Below are 19,129 nucleotides of genomic sequence, written 5' to 3'. Positions count from 1 at the left end.
ATTATCAAGGAGCGAAAAATGGCTACGCACTTTGCACGAGGAACATTAACGGAAGGGCATCTCGTATCGGCCAGACTTTCTTCAGCCTGTCACAGTGAGGCGCTCAAACTACCTGAACACCGCAGGACGCGGTTTTTAGCTTCCAGAGCGCTCCTCGCAGAACTGCTTTTTATGCTCTACGGCACCAGCGAATTACCGGACATACTCACCCAGCCAGAAGGTCGCCCGGTTTTTGCGGACCCGGCACTCCCCCATTTTTCCATTGCGTACACCGGCAACATTGTTGGCGTCGCGCTGACGACGGAAGGTGATTGCGGCCTGGATATGGAGCTACAACGCGTCACGCGCAGCTTCCATGGTGCTAATGCGCTCGATGAATACCCGCTCTCCAGCAATGAGAAGCTGTGGATACGTAACCAGAACGACCCCGTTGAAGCCAGAGCGCAGCTCATCACCCTTCGCCAGAGCATCCGCAAACTGAGCGGCGCGGCGTCAGACGACGCCAGCCTGTTGCAGCTGCTCCCCGGCTCCGGACGCCTGCGCGCGACAAAAGCCTCGCTGGTAGAGGCACTCTGCGACGCTGAGGACGTACTGATCTGGTCCGTTGCGGTGACCCCCGCCATCGAACGGCTGAAAATCTGGGAGTTTGACAGCACTCGCGGTTGGCGTAGTCTTCCGGATGTACCTGAGCGCGCCAACGAGCCCGCCGCGCGCCTGATGCGATTAACCAGTTTACCGGCAGAAAAAGCATACACCCATAGCTGATCCGTCCAGGATCATCATGATGAAACAGGAGTAATCATGTCTGATACGTTGAAAGTTGTTACGTTACTGGGAAGCCTGCGCAAAGGTTCTTTTAACGGGATGGTTGCCCGTACGCTGCCGCAGCTGGCGCCTGCGGGAATGGAGATCAGTGCCCTGCCGTCCATTGGCGACATCCCGCTTTATGATGCTGACGTTCAGCAGGAAGAAGGGTTCCCGCAGAGTGTGGAAGCGATAGCCGAGCAAATCCGTCAGGCTGACGGCGTGGTGATTGTGACGCCTGAGTATAACTACTCGGTGCCGGGTGGTCTGAAGAACGCCATTGACTGGCTGTCCCGTTTACCGGAGCAGCCGCTGTCTGGTAAACCTGTGCTGATCCAGACCAGCTCAATGGGCGCCATCGGCGGCGCGCGCTGCCAGTATCACCTGCGTCAGATCCTGGTGTTCCTGGATGCGATGGTGATGAACAAGCCGGAATTTATGGGCGGCGTGATTCAGAACAAGGTCGACCCGCAGACGGGTGAAGTGGTGGATCAGAGTACGCGTGACCATCTCTCTGGCCAGCTGACCGCGTTTGGGGATTATATTAAGCGGGTGAAGGCGTAAGCCCTCACCCTAACCCTCTCCCACAGGGAGAGGGAACTTAGCCCGTAGGTCAGGTAAGCGAAGCGCCACCTGACACCACCAGCATCTTAGTGTGCATCAATAAACACAATCTTCAGCACAAACAGCAGCGCCACAATAATCACGCACGGGCTAAGTTCGCGGAAGCGGCCGGTACCGATCTTCATCACACAGTAAGAGATAAAGCCCAACGCGATACCTTCAGTGATCGAGAAGCTGAACGGCATCATCACCGCGGTAATAAATGCCGGAACGGCTTCCGTCAGATCTTCCCACTTCACGCGCGCCAGGCTTGAGGTCATCAGCACGCCGACGTAAATCAGCGCGCCGGCTGCCGCGTATGGTGGCACCATCCCCGCCAGCGGAGAGAGGAAGATCACCAGCAGGAACAGCAGACCCACAACTACCGCCGTCAGGCCGGTACGACCGCCCACGGACACACCGGAAGAGGATTCAATGTAAGCGGTAACAGACGAGGTACCGATGAAAGAGCCAGCAACGGAAGAGATGCTATCCACATACAGCGCCTGCTTCATGCGCGGGAATTTGCCTTTTTCATCTGCCAGACCCGCTTTGTCGGTCACGCCAATCAGCGTACCGGAGGAGTCAAACAGGTTGACCAGCATGAAGGAGAAAATCACCCCGGCCAGTCCCAGGTTCAGCGAGCCCGCCAGATCAACGTGGCCAATCACGGTAGAGACGCTCGGTGGCGCAGAGACGATACCGTTGTAATGCACGTCACCCAGCATCCAGCCCAGCAGCGTGGTCACAATGATAGAGACCAGCACCGCAGCATGGATGTTGCGCGATGCCAGGATCGCGATGATAAAGAAGCCCAGCACGCCCAGCAGCACGCTGTGAGAGGTCAGGTTACCAATGCTCACCAGCGTTTCCGGGTTCGCCACGATAACGCCAGCGTTTTTCAGCCCCATCATGCCGATGAACAGACCGATACCGCTGGTGATGCCCACGCGCAGGCTCACGGGAATGTTCGCAATCATCCAGTAGCGCACGCGGAAGATGGTCAGCAGCAGCAGGCCGACCGCGCCCCAGAAAATAGCGCCCATCCCAACCTGCCACGGCAGGCCCATCGCCTGAACCACCACGAACGCAAAGAACGCATTCAGACCCATTGCCGGGGCCAGCGCCACGGGCAGATTAGCGAAAACGCCCATCAGGATGCTGCCAAGGGCCGCGATCAGACAGGTGGTTACAAAGACGGCGCTGGTGTCCATGCCAGCCACGCCCAGAATTTGTGGGTTAACGAAAACGATATAGACCATCGTCAGGAAGGTAGTAAAACCGGCGATCACTTCGGTGCGTGCCGTTGTGCCGTGCTCGCGCAGTTTGAACACGCGCTCAAGCAGCCCCTGACCAGATGTCTGGGTAGTGTGTTGTTGACTCATCATCAATTTCCGAACAAGGAGGGAAAATTCGTCGCTATCCTATACCAAAATGCGACAATAGTGGCGGTTACGGGATACTTTTTTCATTGATTTTGCTTATACGGCAACGATTGCGTCCCGGTGAACTGCCGTACGAAAACGTTAAACTTGTTAAAAGGGAAAGGCATGTCCGGAATTGAAGCGGTATTTTTCGACTGTGACGGTACGCTGGTCGACAGTGAGGTCATTTGTTCCCGCGCGTATGTCGCCATGTTCCAGGAATTTGGTATTACGCTCGATCTCGAAGAGGTGTTCAAACGCTTTAAGGGCGTGAAGCTGTACGAGATCATCGACATCATTAACGAAGAGCACGGGGTGGATCTGGTGAAAGCGGATCTGGAACCGGTGTACCGCGCCGAGGTCGCACGCCTCTTCGACGCCGAGCTGGAAGTTATCGCCGGCGCTAACGCGCTGCTGGATGCGATGACGGTGCCGATCTGCGTAGTCTCTAACGGACCGGTCAGCAAAATGCAGCACTCGCTCGGCAAGCTGGAGATGTTGCACCACTTCCCGGAAAAACTGTTCAGCGGCTACGATATCCAGCGCTGGAAGCCCGATCCGGCGCTGATGTTCCACGCGGCGAAGGCGATGAACGTCAACGTGGAGAACTGCATTCTGGTGGATGACTCATCTGCCGGCGCGCAGTCAGGGATTGATGCGGGGATGGAGGTGTTTTACTTCTGCGCCGATCCGCACAACAAGCCGATCGACCATCCAAAAGTGACAACCTTTACCGATCTGGCGCAACTGCCAGCGTTGTGGAAGGCGCGCGGGTGGGATATTACGCGTTGAATTAACGTAGGGCGGGTAAGCGTTAGCGCCACCCGCCACACATATCACTCTTTCGGATCTTTACCCGCCAGCAGCTTGTCCAGCTCGTCGCCGCCCACGTGTCGGAAATCCTGCCCCTTCACGAAATAGAAAATGTATTCGCAAATGTTCTGGCAACGGTCACCGATACGCTCGATGGAGCGCGCACAGAACAGCGCGGTCAGTACGCTTGGAATGGTACGAGAATCTTCCATCATGTAGGTCATCAGCTGACGCACAATGCCTTCGTATTCCTGGTCAACTTTCTTGTCTTCACGGTAGATACGGACCGCTTCGTCCAGATCCATGCGCGCGAAAGCGTCCAGCACGTCGTGCAGCATCTGCACGGTGTGGCGCCCGAGAGACTCCAGGCTCACCAGCAGCGGCTGGTGCTGCTGGGAGAATTTCTCCAGCGCGGTACGGCAGATTTTATCCGCCACGTCACCGATACGCTCCAGCTCGGCGATGGTTTTGATGATCGCCATCACCAGACGCAGGTCGCTCGCCGTCGGCTGACGCTTCGCAATGATGCGCACGCAGGCTTCGTCGATGGCGACTTCCATCATATTGACGTTGTGGTCGCCTTCAATAACGCGCTTCGCCAGCTCGCTGTCCTGGTTGTGCATCGCCGTGATCGCATCAGAAAGCTGCTGCTCGACCATGCCGCCCATGGTCATCACCTGGGTGCGAATGCTTTCCAGCTCTGCGTTAAACTGGCCGGAAATGTGTTTATTAAGATTGAGGTTGTCCATGGTTTCTCCACATGCACTAAGGCAAATCAACCGTAGCGGCCAGTAATATAATCTTCGGTTTGTTTCTTCGCCGGACGAGTGAACAGCGCGTCCGTATCGCTGAACTCAATCAACTCGCCCAGATACATAAACGCCGTGTGGTCAGAACAACGTGCAGCCTGCTGCATGTTGTGGGTCACGATCACCACGGTGTAATCCTGCTTCAGCTCGGTGATCAGCTCTTCGATACGCCCGGTTGAGATCGGGTCCAGGGCTGAGCACGGCTCATCCAGCAGCAAGACTTCCGGGCGAATGGCGATACCGCGCGCAATGCACAAACGCTGCTGCTGACCACCGGAGAGAGAGTACCCACTCTGGTGAAGTTTATCTTTGGTTTCGTTCCATAATGCGGCCTTGGTCAATGCCCACTGCACGCGCTCGTCCATATCCGCACGGGAGAGCTTCTCAAACAGACGCACACCAAAGGCGATGTTGTCATAGATCGACATCGGGAACGGCGTGGGTTTCTGGAATACCATCCCCACTTTCGCACGCAGCAGGGCGATATCCTGGGTATTGGTCAGGATGTTGTCACCGTCCAGCAGAATTTCACCTTCTGCGCGCTGCTCCGGATAGAGCGAATACATTTTGTTAAAGGTGCGCAGCAGCGTGGATTTGCCACAGCCGGACGGACCGATGAATGCCGTTACCTGGTTCTTTGCGATATCCAGGTTGATATTCTTCAGGGCATGGAATTTGCCGTAGTAGAAGTTCAAATCACGAACCTGAATCTTACCCGGGGCAGTATCAACCATACTCATTGACTCATTTCCTCATTCGGCGCCGCGATGTGCCGCGCCGTAAAAATTTAACCGTGTTTCTTCTTCGCGAAAATGACGCGCGCCAGAATGTTCAGCAACAGTACGCAAAGGGTGATGATCAGCACCCCGGCCCAGGCCAGCTGCTGCCATTCCGCGAATGGGCTCATCGCAAATTTAAAGATCGTCACCGGCAGGTTGGCGATCGGCTGCATCATGTCCGTGCTCCAGAACTGATTGGAGAGGGCGGTAAACAGCAGCGGTGCGGTTTCACCGGCGATACGGGCGATAGCCAGCAGGATACCGGTCATGATCCCCGAGACGGACGCTTTCAGGGTGATCGCCGAAATCATCTTCCATTTAGGCGTACCCAGCGCGTAAGCCGCTTCACGCAGGCTGTCCGGCACCAGTTTCAGCATGTTTTCAGTGGTACGAATAACGATAGGCACCTGCAACAGCGCCAGCGCAATCACACCCGCCCAGCCGGAGAAGTGTTCCATTTGCGCCACCACGATGGTGTAAACAAACAGACCCACGACAATCGACGGGGCAGAAAGCAGAATGTCGTTAATGAAGCGGATGACTTCAGCGATCCAGGACTTGCGGCCATATTCCGCCAGATAGATACCCGCCATGATGCCCAACGGCGTACCGAAAACGGTCGCCCACAGGATCAACAGGCCGCTGCCCGCCAGAGCGTTTGCCAGACCACCACCCGCCGTGTTCGGCGGCGGCGTCATCTCGGTGAACAGCGCCAGGGACATTCCATCAATACCCCGGGTGATGGTGGACATCAGGATCCAGATCAGCCAGAACAGGCCGAACGCCATCGTTGCCATGGAAAGCGTCAACGCAATGCGGTTTTTAATCCGGCGCTTTGACTGCATTTTGCGACGGGATTCCGCAAGCTGAGCGGTGTTTTGCATGTCGAGAGTTGCCATTAGCGTGCCCCCTCGTTTTTAGCCAGACGCATAATCATCAGCTTGGAGATAGCCAGCACAATAAAGGTGATAACAAACAGGATCAGACCCAGTTCCATCAGCGCGGCGACGTGCAGCCCGGATTCCGCTTCGGCAAATTCGTTCGCCAGCGCAGAGGTAATACTGTTCCCCGGCATATAAAGCGAGGCGCTGTCGAGCTGGTAGGTGTTGCCGATGATAAAGGTGACCGCCATGGTTTCACCCAGCGCGCGGCCTAAGCCCAGCATAATGCCGCCAATCACCCCGTTTTTGGTGAACGGAAGGACGATGCGCCAGATAACTTCCCAGGTGGTGCAGCCGATGCCGTAGGCGGACTCTTTCATCATCACCGGGGTTTGTTCGAAGACATCGCGCATGACCGCCGCAATGTACGGAATAATCATGATGGCGAGGATCACACCTGCCGCCAGAATGCCGATACCGAATGCCGGGCCGGAGAACAGCGCCCCCACAAACGGAATGGCAGAGAGAACGTTACCGACCGGCTCCTGGAAGTACGTCGCAAACAGCGGCGCGAAGATAAACAGGCCCCACATGCCGTAAACGATACTTGGGATGGCCGCCAGCAGTTCAATGGCGATACCCAGCGGACGTCGCAGCCAGCCTGGCGCCAGTTCCGTCAGGAACAGGGCAATACCAAAGCTCACCGGAACCGCAATCAGCAGGGCGATAAAAGAGGTCACCAGCGTGCCGTAAATCGGCACCAGCGCACCGTAAATATCGTTCGGCGCATCCCACTCTTTGGTCCACAGGAAGGCGAAACCAAATTTTTGAATGCTCGGCCAGGAGGAGAAAATCAGGGACACGATAATGCCGCCCAGCAGCAATAGCACAATCAGCGCAGCCAGTTTCACCAGCGCGCTGAAAATCATGTCACCTTTTTTACCCGGAGGGTTAAATACAGGCTTGGTTGCAGCCATAAATTACTCTTCTGTTTGAGACGTTTTTACGAATATGCCCGGCGGCGCTGACGCTTACCGGGCCTACAGAGTAAACCGTAGGGCGGGTAAGCGCAGCGCCACCCGCCATCTTCGTTAAATATATCCTGTTAGTACAGCGCTTTACCGCTGCTGTCTTTCACGTTGGTTTTCCATGCAGCACGGATCTGCTCAACCACGCTGTCTGGCAGGCTGGCGTAATCCAGATCGTTAGCCTGTTTGCCGCCATTTTTATATGCCCAGTCGAAGAACTTCAGCACTTCAGCACCCTGCTCAGGCTTCTTCTGCTCTTTGTGGACCAGAATGAAGGTGGTAGACGTGATAGGCCATGCATCGTCGCCTTTCTGGTTGGTCAGGTCCTGCGCGAAAGATTTGCTCCAGTCAGCGCCTTTCGCGGCGTTGGCGAAGTTCTCTTCGGTCGGGCTAACCGGTTTGCCGTCGGCAGAAACCAGTTTGGTGTAAGCCAGGTTGTTCTGCTTAGCGTAAGCGTATTCTACGTAACCGATGGAGCCTGGCAGACGCTGTACGAAGGCTGCGATACCGTCGTTGCCTTTACCGCCCAGACCGGTTGGCCAGTTAACGGTAGAGCCGGAACCGACTTTAGATTTCCACTCTTCGTTCACTTTCGCCAGGTAGCTGGTGAACACGAAAGAGGTACCAGAGCCGTCAGCACGACGAACCACCGCGATATTCTGCGAAGGCAGCTTAACGCCCGGGTTCAGCTTAGTGATGGCTTCGTCATCCCATTTTTTGATTTTGCCCAGGTAGATGTCACCCAGGGTTTTGCCGTCCAGCACCAGCTCGCCTGATTTCAGGCCAGGGATGTTAACAGCCAGCACAACGCCGCCGATCACGGTCGGGAACTGGAACAGGCCTTCCTGATTCAGTTTCTCATCAGACAGCGGAGCGTCGGATGCGCCGAAATCAACGGTATTCGCGGTAATTTGTTTTACGCCACCGGAGGAGCCGATACCCTGATAGTTGACCTTGTTACCGGTCTCTTTCTGGTAGGTATCCGCCCATTTGGCATACACCGGCGCAGGGAAGGTTGCACCAGCGCCAGTCAGGCTTGCTGCTGCAAAGGCAGAGAAAGCGCTCATTGATAAGGTCGCGGCGACAACAGTTGCGACAGTGGTACGCATAACTTTCATAATGTCTCCTGCAAGGATTTCGTAAATCATTGTTTAAGTGGCTACGATGAGCAAAATAGGACAAACAGGTGACAGATAAATGTACGAAATATGACATTTTTATGACAAAGCCAGCGATGGATGTAACCACATGAAAAATAAAGCCATTAATTCACAGCATGGTCATATTTTTGTCATCTTTTTTGCAATGAATCAGTTTTAGCGTAGCTGATATGACAACGGCTGTCATAAACAGCCGTTGTCATTTTAATGAGCGATTTCAATCGTCAGAGTTGCCGTTGCATTGAACTGGCCTGGTTTGGGCCTCGCTCCTGTCGCGCTGGCAGGCGCGCTTGAAAATGTCAGCGTGCCCAGCGTATCCCCCATGATGTCGGGAATTTTAGTCGTTTCCGCTTCAAGGGCACCGCCATTCGTATTCACTTCCCGATTATATTTATCGTAGACTTTAATTCCTACGTCTTCGTTGTCCGTCGCAATCATCGAATTATCAGAAGCCACGGCTGAGGCATGCAGGGTTGCGTCGAGCTTGTCGTAGAACATCATATTGGTGCATTTGATGTTCACGGTACGAGTGATTTTGCGATCGGTCAGCGCTTTCCCTTTCGTCGACGAAAACTCTGACGCCAGGATTTTATTGAAATCAAAAACAATGGCCTGCCCCTCATCAATCTCACAAGATTGAGGAACCGTCACTGTTCCCTGAACAATCACATCAGAAATAATCTCATTCGAGACGGTACGCGGGTCGATCGTGGCATAGATATTCGCCACCAGCGTCGCCGGGATCGTCATCACCCCGGTAAAGGCTTTTTTAACGTACAAATAGACCTGCCCCGAGCCGCCACTATAAAACGTGGTGGCGGAACTTACACCGCTGTGACATTGATAGGGAGTACCGGTTTTATTCGGCAGATGATCAAAAGGCACGGCCGTATAACCGACACCAAGTATGTAAACAAGCAGGCCGATATCAACGTTTTCATTCAGGTTAAAATAGGCGACATTGTTCCTGCTTCCCGCAGGCACCAGCGCCGGATTAACGACGCTGGTTATGTAGGTGTGATCGTAACTCTGATTCGGCCCGGTCAGACAGTAGCAGGTACCTTTAAACGAGGTGTTGTTATTATTCACATTAATAAGCGTTGTCGTCCCGGCTATATTGTCCGTAATGGAAAACTGCTCTGTAAAATTGAGGTAGTTATGATATTTGCCATTGTCTGGCACACAATAACCGGTTGGGGCCGCATGCGCATAAAAGACGCAGGTCAGTAAGGCTAAAAGCCAGTATTGCAGTTTCATTTTAATCCTTTATCGACACGTGACGGGCATCTGCACCAGTCCAGCGTCAGGCTGTTGTTGAAGCGTGTATTCCGCCCGACAGGTTGCGCCGTCGTTTAGCGTCAACGTAAATTGCCCCTTTTCCGGCAGGCCTGAGAGATAGAGTTCGCCCTCTTCTCCGACAATGCCCGTAACGCTTCCGGTGTCCAGCGTTGCCGATCCCGTTGCCCCAAAAGGCGCAGGTTTGCCATTGCTGAGATGAACGTTGAAAAGGATGCGGTAGCCGATATGCGTAACGAATTCCGCTTTTACTACCGCTCCACGGGTGGGAACCAGATTCTGGACGCTTTTTTCCAGTTCAACATTGCCAGAGGCAAAGTCGCTGTCGCCAATTGCGATACGATTTTCATCATAGGGTGACAGCTGCGTTTTTACGGTGTAGCCGCGCCAGTCCGTCGCGACACCGCTGCTGTTTTCCACCGCCAGGCCCGCCGCTCCTGGAGCTTTCACCAGCGCGACGGTTTCTCCCATTTCCTGTGAGAAGGTGACACCTTCTGAATGCAGTAGAATGCCGCCGCTGACGCCATAATTGAGACTTCGGGTTTCGTTGCTCCAGGCATAGTTACCTTTCATGGAGCCATAAGCCGCGTCCCATGCCAGTCCCGCATTCCCCCCCGTACTGCCGCCACTTTCATCAACGGATTGCTGTATGTTCCAGTTCAAGTTGTTGTTCTGAAGCAGCCTTCCGTTCAGGCCTACCTGATGGGAGACGCTGTTTTTATTGTTGCCAGTAACGTTATAGTTGGCGTAGGTGTTCGGTAACCACTGGGAGAGCGGAAGCGAGAGTGACAGCATGAAAACGTGTTCGTTTTCGCCATCCTTTTCCCAGTCCCCATCGTGATGATTCGCAGTATCGGTATAGTTCCATGACGCATTCCACGTCATCTGTTTCCAGCTGTTGCTGTAACCAATCTGGATCAGCCGTTCAACGTTATCCGTTCGCCAGTACTGTTCACGGCTCAGCGTCAGGTAAATATTTCCATACCCCTGCGCAAAAGGTTGTGTCCACGTTCCCTCCAGACGGCTTCTGCGGTTACCCGTTTGCCAGAACGTCTCGCTATCGCTCCTGCGGGAAGCCCACTCATCCAGGGTATAAAATCCTTCCGTTGAATAGCGATAGCCTACTATTCGCAGGCTGGTATTACTTACATCGAACGTCTTGGAATAGAGAAAACGCCAGGATTGCCCCTGCTCCGTATCATCGACAAAACGAGACGCCGCATGGGTGACATCCATCGATATCGCCCCGATCTCGCCGAGATCCTGACCAATACCAGCCGCTATGGCAGTGTAATTCTCAGCTAACTGTGTGCCGCCATACAGCGTCATTCCCCCTTGCATGCCGCGTAAAAGCTGAGCCTGCAATAAATCAGGTGAATAGCGATCGCTGTTGTTCAGTTCGCCAATGCTGATATCAAAGTCCGTCTGGCCTTCCCGTCGCAATATCGCCAGGGAAGCATAAGGCTGCGTAAAATGCTGCTCACTACCGTCTTCTTCTTTGATCGTAACGTCGAGATCGCCCCCACTGCTGGTGGTGTTGAGATCGGTCAGGGCAAACGGCCCCTGAGGAACAGCAGATTGATAGATAATGTAGCCATTCTGACGAATGGTGACGACGGCATTACTTTTAGCAATGCCCCGGACGACGGGTGCGAAGCCGTTCAGACTATCCGGCAGCATGTCATTATCGGTGTACAGGCGCACGCCGCGCACCTGGCTGCTATCGAATAGATCATTTGCCGTCCAGGTATCCCCCATCATTATCTGGCTTCGCAGGCTGGCAATATCACGTTGTAAATACGTACTCGCAGAATGATAACTGCCGTTGCTGTTTACCGCATTGAGGGTGCTGTAGTTGCGAAGTCGCCAGCTGCCAAGGTTAATACCGCTACGCATGTTCAGATAATACAGATCGTCACTGTCATAGTCTGATTTCAACGTCTGGGTGGTTGAAAAATCATAATTCACCATCAGGGCATTAATACCCTGATCCCAGCGTGAAGGCGGAATGGCGTCACGCGCTGAAGAATCCATATAAATCTGCGGGATAGAGACCCGTAACGCGAGCTTTTCGTCATCCAGAACCCATGTAGCTCCCGCCAGCGGGGGAACGGGCTCGCAGCGGCTGGTGTTAATCGTAGCCAGTGCTTTTATGGCATCCACTTTTATGCCAAACGTAGCCAGCGTATTTTTTAAGTCGCGGAAACAGGGCTGGAGTGCGCTCTCGTTGTTTGTTCGAAAAAAATGGATTTCACGGCGCTCAAAAAAGCGCTCGTTGATATAAATATCAACCTGATAATCCCCTTCAGGGAGATTATCAGGCCGGCTAAACTGACTGATATCAATGTCGACCGGATGTTCAAGTTCTAACAATCGTGAGTTAAAGGTTTCACCAGCAGCGTGCCCGGAATACGTGCCGCTGACCCACAGCGACACCAGGGATAACATAAAATAGATGCGCTTCAACGTTAACCATCTCGCCTGAGTCAAAGGGGGTATTTGATGACGTCGCTTATCGCGCCATAATCATTGATGCTATGCCAGGTGAGTGTCTTACTCGCGACGCCAGCGGGTAAGGGAATGTTGAGCGTCTCAAAGGGCTTAATCATCGCCAAATCCAGCGGTTTGCCGTCTACAGCAACATCAATAACGTTGATATGGATAGCCGTAGGATTATTAACCACCAGGGTATTGCCTTGTTTGCGCCAGAGGACTTTTAGGCTGGCGGTTTCAGGCTTTTCAGTAATGCTGGCAGGGCGCCAGAATAACTTAATGCGCGTTTTAATCGCGATTTCCAGCTTGCTGTTCTGTTTGTCCGGCGTTGGAGGGATATTCTTAACATTCAGCCAAAAGACAGATTCCCGCTCGGTGGGTAAATCGCCTTTTGTTTTAATAATGCGCAATACGCGCTCCTGTTTTGGCTCCAGCCTTGAAACAGGAGGAATAACGGTAAACGGTGGTTTCGTTTTCTCTGTGGCTAAAAAAGGATCAATCCATGCCTGAATCAGATAGGGTAAGGAAGTATCATTATTAATTACAGAAATAGTGGTATCTGTTTTATTGCTGGGGAAAATAACCCGCGTACCACCGATAATAATCCCACCCCAGGAGGGAGAGGCACACACGACTAAAAAGAGAATAATAAAAATGTCGATAAAACGCCTGCGCATATCATATCCTGTGACAGGCCTGCGAGGTTTCGCTGTCCATTAGACGTAAAGAAACCTGCCTTGCCAGGCCTGATTATATTTCGGAAAGCTAGAGGTTAATTACTGTAAGTGATAGTAAATTCAGAATCCGCATTTGCCACACCAGGCGTTACGGTTGCGGAGGTAGCAATATAGCGAGCCATGAACGGCAGTGTCGCCTTGCCATCAGCGTCGATATCTGCACTGACTGACTGGTTGTAGAGCTTCAGCAAGGTGTTGTCAGCACGGTTGTAGATGGCAACGGCAACCCCTGTAGCTCCACCAGCGTTCAGTTTAAGGTAACCGTCTCCATCTTCTGTACCATCAAAGCGAGCGGTGGCTTTTTTATATGTATCAGGGCAATTTTCAAGATCGATCTGGAAAGCCTGTACGGAAGCCGTCGAGCCTGCACCAGAAAAGGCGGATTTATTGACTTTACCAAGGTCAACGGTTTGAGTTTGTGTTGGCGCAGTAACCTCACAGGTGCTGTCAATAATTTCGCCTGTAAAGTGTACAGTACCATTGCCGTTCCCCGCGTGCGCCTGCCAACCTAAAAGCAAAGATGAGCAAACTAATGCGCTTTTAAAAAGTTTTCCATTCATTATGACATTATCCTGAAGTTATGAATAATCATGTTTCATTATTAAAACAAATATTGCCGAACCATCCCGGCCAGGAAATAGTAAACTGAAAAATGAAAATAACAAGGAGAAATAATATTGTATTAATTATTACTGATGGAATAAGAGAATAAACATAAGCGTTTTATTACTTAATATAATTTTATATCACACTGAAAAGTCGACACACTGTAATTAGTTTTTATTTAATAAGAAGTGGAAAAGTTTATTTTTCAGAAAATATTTATGTTTTGATATAAAAATAACCCCGTAATCATAAATTAACGGGGTTATTCCTAAGTGATATATAATATTATTCTACGGTAACAGACTTCGCCAGATTTCGCGGCTGGTCAACGTCGGTGCCTTTGATCAGCGCGACGTGATAAGCCAGCAGTTGCAGCGGAACGGTATAGAAGATCGGCGCAATCACCTCTTCCACATGCGGCATCTCGATGATGTGCATGTTGTCGCTGCTGGCGAAACCGGCATCTTTATCCGCAAAGACGTACAGAACACCACCACGGGCGCGCACTTCTTCGATGTTAGATTTCAGTTTTTCCAGCAGTTCGTTGTTCGGTGCCACCACGATAACCGGCATATCCGCGTCGATCAGCGCCAGCGGGCCATGTTTCAGTTCACCTGCCGCGTAAGCTTCAGCGTGAATGTAAGAGATCTCTTTCAGCTTCAGTGCGCCTTCCAGCGCAATCGGATACTGATCGCCACGCCCCAGGAACAGGGAGTGATGTTTGTCAGAGAAATCTTCCGCCAGCGCCTCAATGCGTTTGTCCTGAGACAGCATCTGCTCGATACGGCTCGGCAGCGCCTGAAGGCCATGCACAATGTCGTGTTCAACGGAGGCATCCAGACCTTTCAGACGCGCCAGTTTCGCCACCAGCATCAGCAGAACGGTTAACTGAGTGGTAAACGCCTTGGTGGAAGCCACGCCAATTTCAGTACCGGCTTTGGTCATCAGCGCCAGATCGGATTCACGTACCAGCGAAGAGCCCGGCACGTTACAGATGGCCAGCGAGCCCAGGTAACCCAACTCTTTAGACAGACGCAGCGCCGCCAGGGTATCAGCCGTTTCGCCAGACTGAGAAAGGGTGATCATCAGGCTGTTACGACGCACCGCAGATTTGCGGTAGCGGAACTCAGACGCGATTTCCACATCACACGGCACGCCCGCCAGGGATTCAAACCAGTAGCGCGAGACCATACCGGAGTTATAAGAGGTACCGCAGGCCACGATCTGAATGTGCTCGACTTTGCCCAGCAGTTCGTTGGCATTGGCGCCCAGCTCGCTCAGATCCACTTCGCCGTGGCTGATGCGCCCGGTCAGGGTGTTTTTAATGGCGTTTGGCTGTTCGTAGATCTCTTTCTGCATGTAGTGACGGTAAGCACCTTTGTCGCCCGCGTCGTATTGCAGGTTTGATTCGATCTCCTGACGCTTAACCTGCTCGCCTTTCGTGTCGAATACGGTCACGCTGCGACGTGTCACCTCGGCAATGTCTCCCTCTTCCAGGAAGATAAAGCGACGGGTAACCGGCAACAGCGCCAGCTGGTCGGAAGCGATAAAGTTTTCACCCATGCCCAGACCAATCACCATCGGACTACCGGAACGCGCGGCCAGCAGCGTGGACGGGTCGCGGGAATCCATGATCACCGTACCGTAAGCACCACGCAGCTGAGGGATAGCGCGCAGCACCGCATCACGCAGTGTACCGCCCTTTGCCAGCTCCCAGTGCACCAGGTGAGCAATCACTTCGGTGTCGGTTTCAGAGACGAAGGTATAGCCGCGCGCTTTCAGTTCTTCACGCAGCGGTTCGTGGTTTTCGATAATGCCGTTATGCACCACCACGATGTGTTCAGACACATGCGGGTGTGCGTTGCCTTCAGATGGCTCACCGTGGGTCGCCCAGCGGGTATGTGCAATACCGGTGCCACCGTGCAGCGGATGTTCTTCCGCAGCCTGGGCCAGCATCTGCACTTTACCGAGACGACGCAGACGGGTCATATGACCTTCTGCATCGACCACAGCCAGACCGGCTGAGTCGTAACCACGGTATTCCAGACGACGTAAACCTTCGAGAAGGATTTCAGCAATATCACGCTGCGCAACTGCGCCAACAATTCCACACATAGTTAGATTTCCTGATTATGGCGTTATGCCATGCGTTGTCGCTGACCTGTATTTGCCCTTTCCGGGCGCCCCGAGCCTTGTAGAGAGTGGGGTTATTTTTATGGGTACTGCTTGTGGGGGGAGATATATATTTATCTCCTCTCCCGGGTTTGCCTGATGTCGGCTACGCCTTATCAGGCCTACTCAATCGTAGGGCGGGTAAGCATAGCGCCACCCGCCTTGTTGTTACTTCTTCTTCACCGGGCGTTTCCAGCCCTGCTTGCTGACCTGCGGCACACGGCTTAACACCAGCTCGTTCTCGGCCACATCGCGCGTAACGGTTGTCCCGGCGGCAATGGTCACGCCTTTGCCCACGGTGACGGGCGCCACCAGCTGGGTATCGGAGCCTACAAACACATCATCACCGATGATGGTTTTAAACTTATTGGCACCGTCATAGTTACAGGTGATGGTTCCAGCACCGATGTTTACGTTGTCGCCAATTTCCGCATCGCCCAGATAGGTCAGATGACCGGCTTTCGAGCCCTTACCCAGACGCGCTTTTTTCATTTCCACAAAGTTACCTACGTGAGCGCCTTCCAGCAGCTCAGCGCCCGGGCGCAGACGCGCAAACGGGCCGATGGTACATGCCGCCTCAAGATGGGCATCTTCCACCACGCTGTACGGGCTGATTTCGCAGTCGTCACCGATCACGCTGTTTTTAATCACGCAGCCAGTGCCGATTTTGACGCGGTTGCCCAGCGTGACGTTACCTTCCAGGATAACGTTAGTATCTATTTCAACGTCGCGCCCGTGGGTCAGCGTGCCACGCAGATCGAAACGCGCCGGATCGCGCAGCATAACGCCCGCGAGCAACAGCTTTTCTGCCTGCTCGGACTGATAAATACGCTCCAGGCGAGAAAGCTGGAGACGGTTGTTTACCCCGTCCGTTTCGCTGATGCGAGCCGGGTGAACGGCGGCAATCTCACGCCCTTCCTGGTAAGCCATCGCAATGATGTCGGTGATGTAGTATTCACCCTGCGCGTTGTTATTGTTGAGTCTGGACAGCCAGCGCTTCATATCCGCACCGTTCGCAATCAGGATGCCGGTGTTGATCTCCTGAATCTGGCGCTGTTCGTCAGTGGCATCTTTATGCTCAACAATCCCGGTTACCTTGCCGTTTTCACGCGTAATGCGGCCATAGCCGGTTGGATCGTCCAGCACGACGGTCAACAAACCGATGCCGCCCTGCGGTTTGGCTTCACGCAGGCGAGTGAGGGTTTCAACGGAGATCAGCGGGACGTCGCCGTAGAGCATCAGGATATCTTCATCATCAGCGAAGAAGGGTGCAGCCTGCTGCATCGCATGGCCTGTACCCAACTGTTCTGCCTGTAGCACCCAGTTGAGATTGTCGTCATGCAGCGTTTTTTTCAGCAGATCGCCGCCATGTCCATAAACCAGATGCACCTGGCTGGCGCCTAATTCATTCGCTGCATCAATAACATGCTGAACCATTGGCTTTCCTGCCAGCGTGTGGAGCACCTTAGGCAGATCGGAATACATGCGGGTACCTTTGCCTGCGGCAAGGATCACCACGCTCATCGCACTGTTTAACATACGCATCCTGACGGTAGTTTGTGTGAGAAGTAAAAACGTTTGATGCTTAAAATTCTACATCTTTTTCATCATGAATTAAGGCCGAAAAAAAAAGCCAGCCTGGGATCCAGACTGGCTTTTGTGCTTTTCAAGCCGGTGTTACATCGCTTTTTTGGTCAACTCGATAACGCGCAGTTTCGCGATCGCTTTGGCCAGCTCCGCAGACGCCTGAGCGTAATCCACGTCACCATGAGAGCTGCTAATGTGCTCTTCAGCCTTACGCTTCGATTCCAGGGCTCGCGCTTCGTCGAGATCCTGGCCACGAATAGCGGTATCGGCCAGAACGGTCACACTGCCTGGCTGCACTTCAAGAATGCCGCCGGACAGATAGATAAACTCTTCATGACCGAACTGTTTAACGATGCGGATCATACCAGGCTTAATGGCGGTGAGCAGCGGTGCGTGACCCGGGAAAATACCCAGTTCACCTTCACTACCCGTTACCTGGATTTTCTCGACCAGACCAGAGAACATTTGTTGCTCTGCGCTGACGACGTCCAGGTGGTAAGTCATTGCCATATCACCCTCCGATTAAGGCGTTAAAGTTTTTTGGCTTTTTCCACGGCTTCTTCGATGGAACCAACCATGTAGAACGCCTGCTCTGGCAGGTGATCGTATTCGCCTTCCATGATGCCTTTAAAGCCACGGATGGTGTCTTTCAGGGAAACGTATTTACCCGGAGCACCGGTGAATACTTCCGCAACGAAGAACGGCTGGGACAGGAAGCGCTGGATCTTACGCGCACGTGCTACCACCAGTTTGTCTTCTTCAGACAGTTCATCCATACCCAGGATGGCGATGATGTCTTTCAGTTCCTGATAACGTTGCAGCAGGGACTGTACGCCACGCGCGGTGTCGTAGTGCTCCTGGCCAACAACCAGTGGATCCAGCTGACGGCTGGTGGAGTCCAGCGGGTCAACGGCCGGGTAGATACCCAGAGACGCGATCTGACGGCTCAGTACCACGGTTGCATCTAAGTGAGCAAAGGTGGTGGCTGGGGATGGGTCAGTCAAGTCATCCGCAGGTACGTATACCGCCTGAACGGAGGTGATAGAACCGGTTTTGGTAGAGGTGATACGTTCCTGAAGAACACCCATCTCTTCCGCAAGCGTAGGCTGATAACCTACCGCTGAAGGCATACGACCCAGCAGTGCAGATACTTCAGTACCGGCCAGGGTGTAACGGTAGATGTTATCAACGAACAGCAGAACGTCACGACCTTCGTCACGGAACTTCTCAGCCATCGTCAGGCCGGTCAGCGCAACGCGCAGACGGTTTCCTGGTGGCTCGTTCATCTGGCCGTAAACCAGGGATACTTTATCCAGAACGTTGGAGTCGGTCATTTCGTGGTAGAAGTCGTTACCCTCACGAGTACGTTCACCCACGCCCGCAAACACGGAGTAACCGGAGTGCTCGATCGCGATGTTACGGATCAGCTCCATCATGTTTACGGTTTTACCTACACCCGCACCACCGAACAGACCGACTTTACCGCCCTTCGCGAACGGACACATCAGGTCGATAACTTTGATGCCGGTTTCCAGCAGTTCCTGAGAGCTGGACAGCTCTTCGTAGGAAGGCGCCGCGCGGTGGATAGCCCAACGCTCTTCTTCACCGATGTCGCCTTTCATGTCGATTGGCTGACCCAATACGTTCATGATACGACCCAGTGTTGCTTTACCTACCGGGACTTCGATCGGGTGCTCAAGGTCTTTTACTTCCAGACCACGACGCAGACCGTCGGAAGAACCCATGGCGATGGTACGCACGATACCGCCGCCGAGCTGCTGCTGAACTTCCAGCACCAGGCTCTCGTTACCATTCTGTACCTCAAGCGCGTCGTACACGCGTGGTACGGCGTCCTGAGGGAACTCGACGTCCACCACGGCGCCGATTACCTGGACAATCTTTCCAGTAGCCATCTTGAATCCTCTACGTAATTCGTA

17 protein-coding genes are annotated in these 19,129 nt (G+C 53.3%); 3 read left to right on the top strand and 14 right to left on the bottom strand.

The features are described 5' to 3' along the window. Positions 1-18: 18 nt before the first annotated feature. Both L379_RS22665 and L379_RS22670 read left to right on the top strand, forming a co-directional pair. Positions 19-765 (top strand): 4'-phosphopantetheinyl transferase family protein, encoded by a 747-nt coding sequence (locus L379_RS22665; RefSeq protein ID WP_017694032.1) that lies wholly within the window; start codon positions 19-21, stop codon positions 763-765. Between the two features lie 36 nt (positions 766-801). Next, complete coding sequence (locus L379_RS22670) at positions 802-1,368, top strand: NADPH-dependent FMN reductase (RefSeq protein WP_003861147.1); 567 nt, start codon at positions 802-804, stop codon at positions 1,366-1,368. An 86-nt stretch (positions 1,369-1,454) separates the two neighbouring features. Here the strand turns inward: L379_RS22670 and adeP are convergent, their stop codons facing one another. Then, positions 1,455-2,792, bottom strand: a complete 1,338-nt coding sequence (gene adeP, locus L379_RS22675; RefSeq protein ID WP_017383704.1) for an adenine permease AdeP — start codon at positions 2,790-2,792, stop codon at positions 1,455-1,457. A gap of 165 nt (positions 2,793-2,957) precedes the next feature. On the opposite strand from adeP, the gene yieH reads away from it, so the two are divergent. Next, positions 2,958-3,623: a 6-phosphogluconate phosphatase gene (yieH, locus tag L379_RS22680; protein WP_017383705.1), complete on the top strand. Its 666-nt coding sequence runs from the start codon at positions 2,958-2,960 to the stop codon at positions 3,621-3,623. Positions 3,624-3,667: 44 nt separating this feature from the next. Here yieH and phoU read toward each other — a convergent pair whose 3' ends face one another. From phoU to atpD, 13 genes are all read right to left on the bottom strand, one after another. Beyond that, positions 3,668-4,393: a phosphate signaling complex protein PhoU gene (gene phoU / locus L379_RS22685; protein WP_003861153.1), complete on the bottom strand. Its 726-nt coding sequence runs from the start codon at positions 4,391-4,393 to the stop codon at positions 3,668-3,670. 26 nt (positions 4,394-4,419) lie between these two features. Further along, positions 4,420-5,193, bottom strand: a complete 774-nt coding sequence (gene pstB, locus L379_RS22690; protein WP_003861154.1) for a phosphate ABC transporter ATP-binding protein PstB — start codon at positions 5,191-5,193, stop codon at positions 4,420-4,422. 47 nt (positions 5,194-5,240) lie between these two features. Next, positions 5,241-6,131 carry a phosphate ABC transporter permease PstA gene (gene pstA / locus L379_RS22695; protein ID WP_003861156.1) on the bottom strand — a complete coding sequence of 297 codons (891 nt, stop codon included), beginning with the start codon at positions 6,129-6,131 and terminating at the stop codon, positions 5,241-5,243. After that, on the bottom strand, positions 6,131-7,090 hold the full coding sequence (pstC, locus tag L379_RS22700) for a phosphate ABC transporter permease PstC (RefSeq protein WP_032652026.1): 960 nt from the start codon (positions 7,088-7,090) through the stop codon (positions 6,131-6,133). Before pstC ends, pstA begins: the two co-directional genes overlap by 1 nt. Positions 7,091-7,218: 128 nt before the next feature. Continuing rightward, positions 7,219-8,259 carry a phosphate ABC transporter substrate-binding protein PstS gene (gene pstS, locus L379_RS22705; protein ID WP_017383706.1) on the bottom strand — a complete coding sequence of 347 codons (1,041 nt, stop codon included), beginning with the start codon at positions 8,257-8,259 and terminating at the stop codon, positions 7,219-7,221. A 246-nt stretch (positions 8,260-8,505) separates the two neighbouring features. Continuing rightward, positions 8,506-9,558 (bottom strand): fimbrial protein, encoded by a 1,053-nt coding sequence (locus tag L379_RS22710; RefSeq protein WP_017694034.1) that lies wholly within the window; start codon positions 9,556-9,558, stop codon positions 8,506-8,508. A gap of 9 nt (positions 9,559-9,567) precedes the next feature. Continuing rightward, positions 9,568-12,045 (bottom strand): fimbria/pilus outer membrane usher protein, encoded by a 2,478-nt coding sequence (locus tag L379_RS22715; RefSeq protein WP_032652024.1) that lies wholly within the window; start codon positions 12,043-12,045, stop codon positions 9,568-9,570. A gap of 38 nt (positions 12,046-12,083) precedes the next feature. Next, a complete protein-coding gene (locus L379_RS22720; RefSeq protein WP_032652021.1) occupies positions 12,084-12,767 on the bottom strand; it encodes a fimbrial chaperone in 684 nt (227 codons plus the stop codon). Between the two features lie 95 nt (positions 12,768-12,862). Then, a complete protein-coding gene (locus L379_RS22725) occupies positions 12,863-13,387 on the bottom strand; it encodes a fimbrial protein (RefSeq protein WP_015570147.1) in 525 nt (174 codons plus the stop codon). 331 nt (positions 13,388-13,718) lie between these two features. Next, positions 13,719-15,548 carry a glutamine--fructose-6-phosphate transaminase (isomerizing) gene (gene glmS / locus L379_RS22730; protein ID WP_015570148.1) on the bottom strand — a complete coding sequence of 610 codons (1,830 nt, stop codon included), beginning with the start codon at positions 15,546-15,548 and terminating at the stop codon, positions 13,719-13,721. Positions 15,549-15,773: 225 nt separating this feature from the next. Continuing rightward, positions 15,774-17,144, bottom strand: a complete 1,371-nt coding sequence (gene glmU / locus L379_RS22735; protein ID WP_032652020.1) for a bifunctional UDP-N-acetylglucosamine diphosphorylase/glucosamine-1-phosphate N-acetyltransferase GlmU — start codon at positions 17,142-17,144, stop codon at positions 15,774-15,776. Between the two features lie 138 nt (positions 17,145-17,282). Then, a complete protein-coding gene (locus L379_RS22740) occupies positions 17,283-17,702 on the bottom strand; it encodes a F0F1 ATP synthase subunit epsilon (RefSeq protein ID WP_006177560.1) in 420 nt (139 codons plus the stop codon). Between the two features lie 20 nt (positions 17,703-17,722). Next, positions 17,723-19,105: a F0F1 ATP synthase subunit beta gene (gene atpD, locus L379_RS22745; RefSeq protein ID WP_015570150.1), complete on the bottom strand. Its 1,383-nt coding sequence runs from the start codon at positions 19,103-19,105 to the stop codon at positions 17,723-17,725. Between the last annotated feature and the right edge of the window lie 24 nt (positions 19,106-19,129).

Source organism: Enterobacter sp. MGH 33, from assembly GCF_000534535.1.
In the GTDB taxonomy this organism is placed as follows: Bacteria; Pseudomonadota; Gammaproteobacteria; order Enterobacterales; family Enterobacteriaceae; genus Enterobacter; species Enterobacter hormaechei_C.
The sequence above is the reverse complement of the archived record's forward strand: the minus strand, read 5'-3'. Positions and strand labels throughout refer to the sequence as shown.

Bases quoted from the DNA above. Each gene is read 5' to 3' on its own strand.
- phoU (WP_003861153.1), bottom strand. From the start codon at position 4,393: ATGGACAACCTCAATCTTAATAAACACATTTCCGGCCAGTTTAACGCA.
- atpD (WP_015570150.1), bottom strand. From the start codon at position 19,105: ATGGCTACTGGAAAGATTGTCCAGGTAATCGGCGCCGTGGTGGACGTC.
- glmS (WP_015570148.1), bottom strand. From the start codon at position 15,548: ATGTGTGGAATTGTTGGCGCAGTTGCGCAGCGTGATATTGCTGAAATC.
- L379_RS22665 (WP_017694032.1), top strand. From the start codon at position 19: ATGGCTACGCACTTTGCACGAGGAACATTAACGGAAGGGCATCTCGTA.
- yieH (WP_017383705.1), top strand. From the start codon at position 2,958: ATGTCCGGAATTGAAGCGGTATTTTTCGACTGTGACGGTACGCTGGTC.
- pstA (WP_003861156.1), bottom strand. From the start codon at position 6,131: ATGGCAACTCTCGACATGCAAAACACCGCTCAGCTTGCGGAATCCCGT.
- L379_RS22720 (WP_032652021.1), bottom strand. From the start codon at position 12,767: ATGCGCAGGCGTTTTATCGACATTTTTATTATTCTCTTTTTAGTCGTG.
- L379_RS22725 (WP_015570147.1), bottom strand. From the start codon at position 13,387: ATGAATGGAAAACTTTTTAAAAGCGCATTAGTTTGCTCATCTTTGCTT.
- pstS (WP_017383706.1), bottom strand. From the start codon at position 8,259: ATGAAAGTTATGCGTACCACTGTCGCAACTGTTGTCGCCGCGACCTTA.
- L379_RS22740 (WP_006177560.1), bottom strand. From the start codon at position 17,702: ATGGCAATGACTTACCACCTGGACGTCGTCAGCGCAGAGCAACAAATG.
- L379_RS22710 (WP_017694034.1), bottom strand. From the start codon at position 9,558: ATGAAACTGCAATACTGGCTTTTAGCCTTACTGACCTGCGTCTTTTAT.
- L379_RS22670 (WP_003861147.1), top strand. From the start codon at position 802: ATGTCTGATACGTTGAAAGTTGTTACGTTACTGGGAAGCCTGCGCAAA.
- adeP (WP_017383704.1), bottom strand. From the start codon at position 2,792: ATGAGTCAACAACACACTACCCAGACATCTGGTCAGGGGCTGCTTGAG.
- L379_RS22715 (WP_032652024.1), bottom strand. From the start codon at position 12,045: ATGTTATCCCTGGTGTCGCTGTGGGTCAGCGGCACGTATTCCGGGCAC.
- pstC (WP_032652026.1), bottom strand. From the start codon at position 7,090: ATGGCTGCAACCAAGCCTGTATTTAACCCTCCGGGTAAAAAAGGTGAC.
- glmU (WP_032652020.1), bottom strand. From the start codon at position 17,144: ATGTTAAACAGTGCGATGAGCGTGGTGATCCTTGCCGCAGGCAAAGGT.
- pstB (WP_003861154.1), bottom strand. From the start codon at position 5,193: ATGAGTATGGTTGATACTGCCCCGGGTAAGATTCAGGTTCGTGATTTG.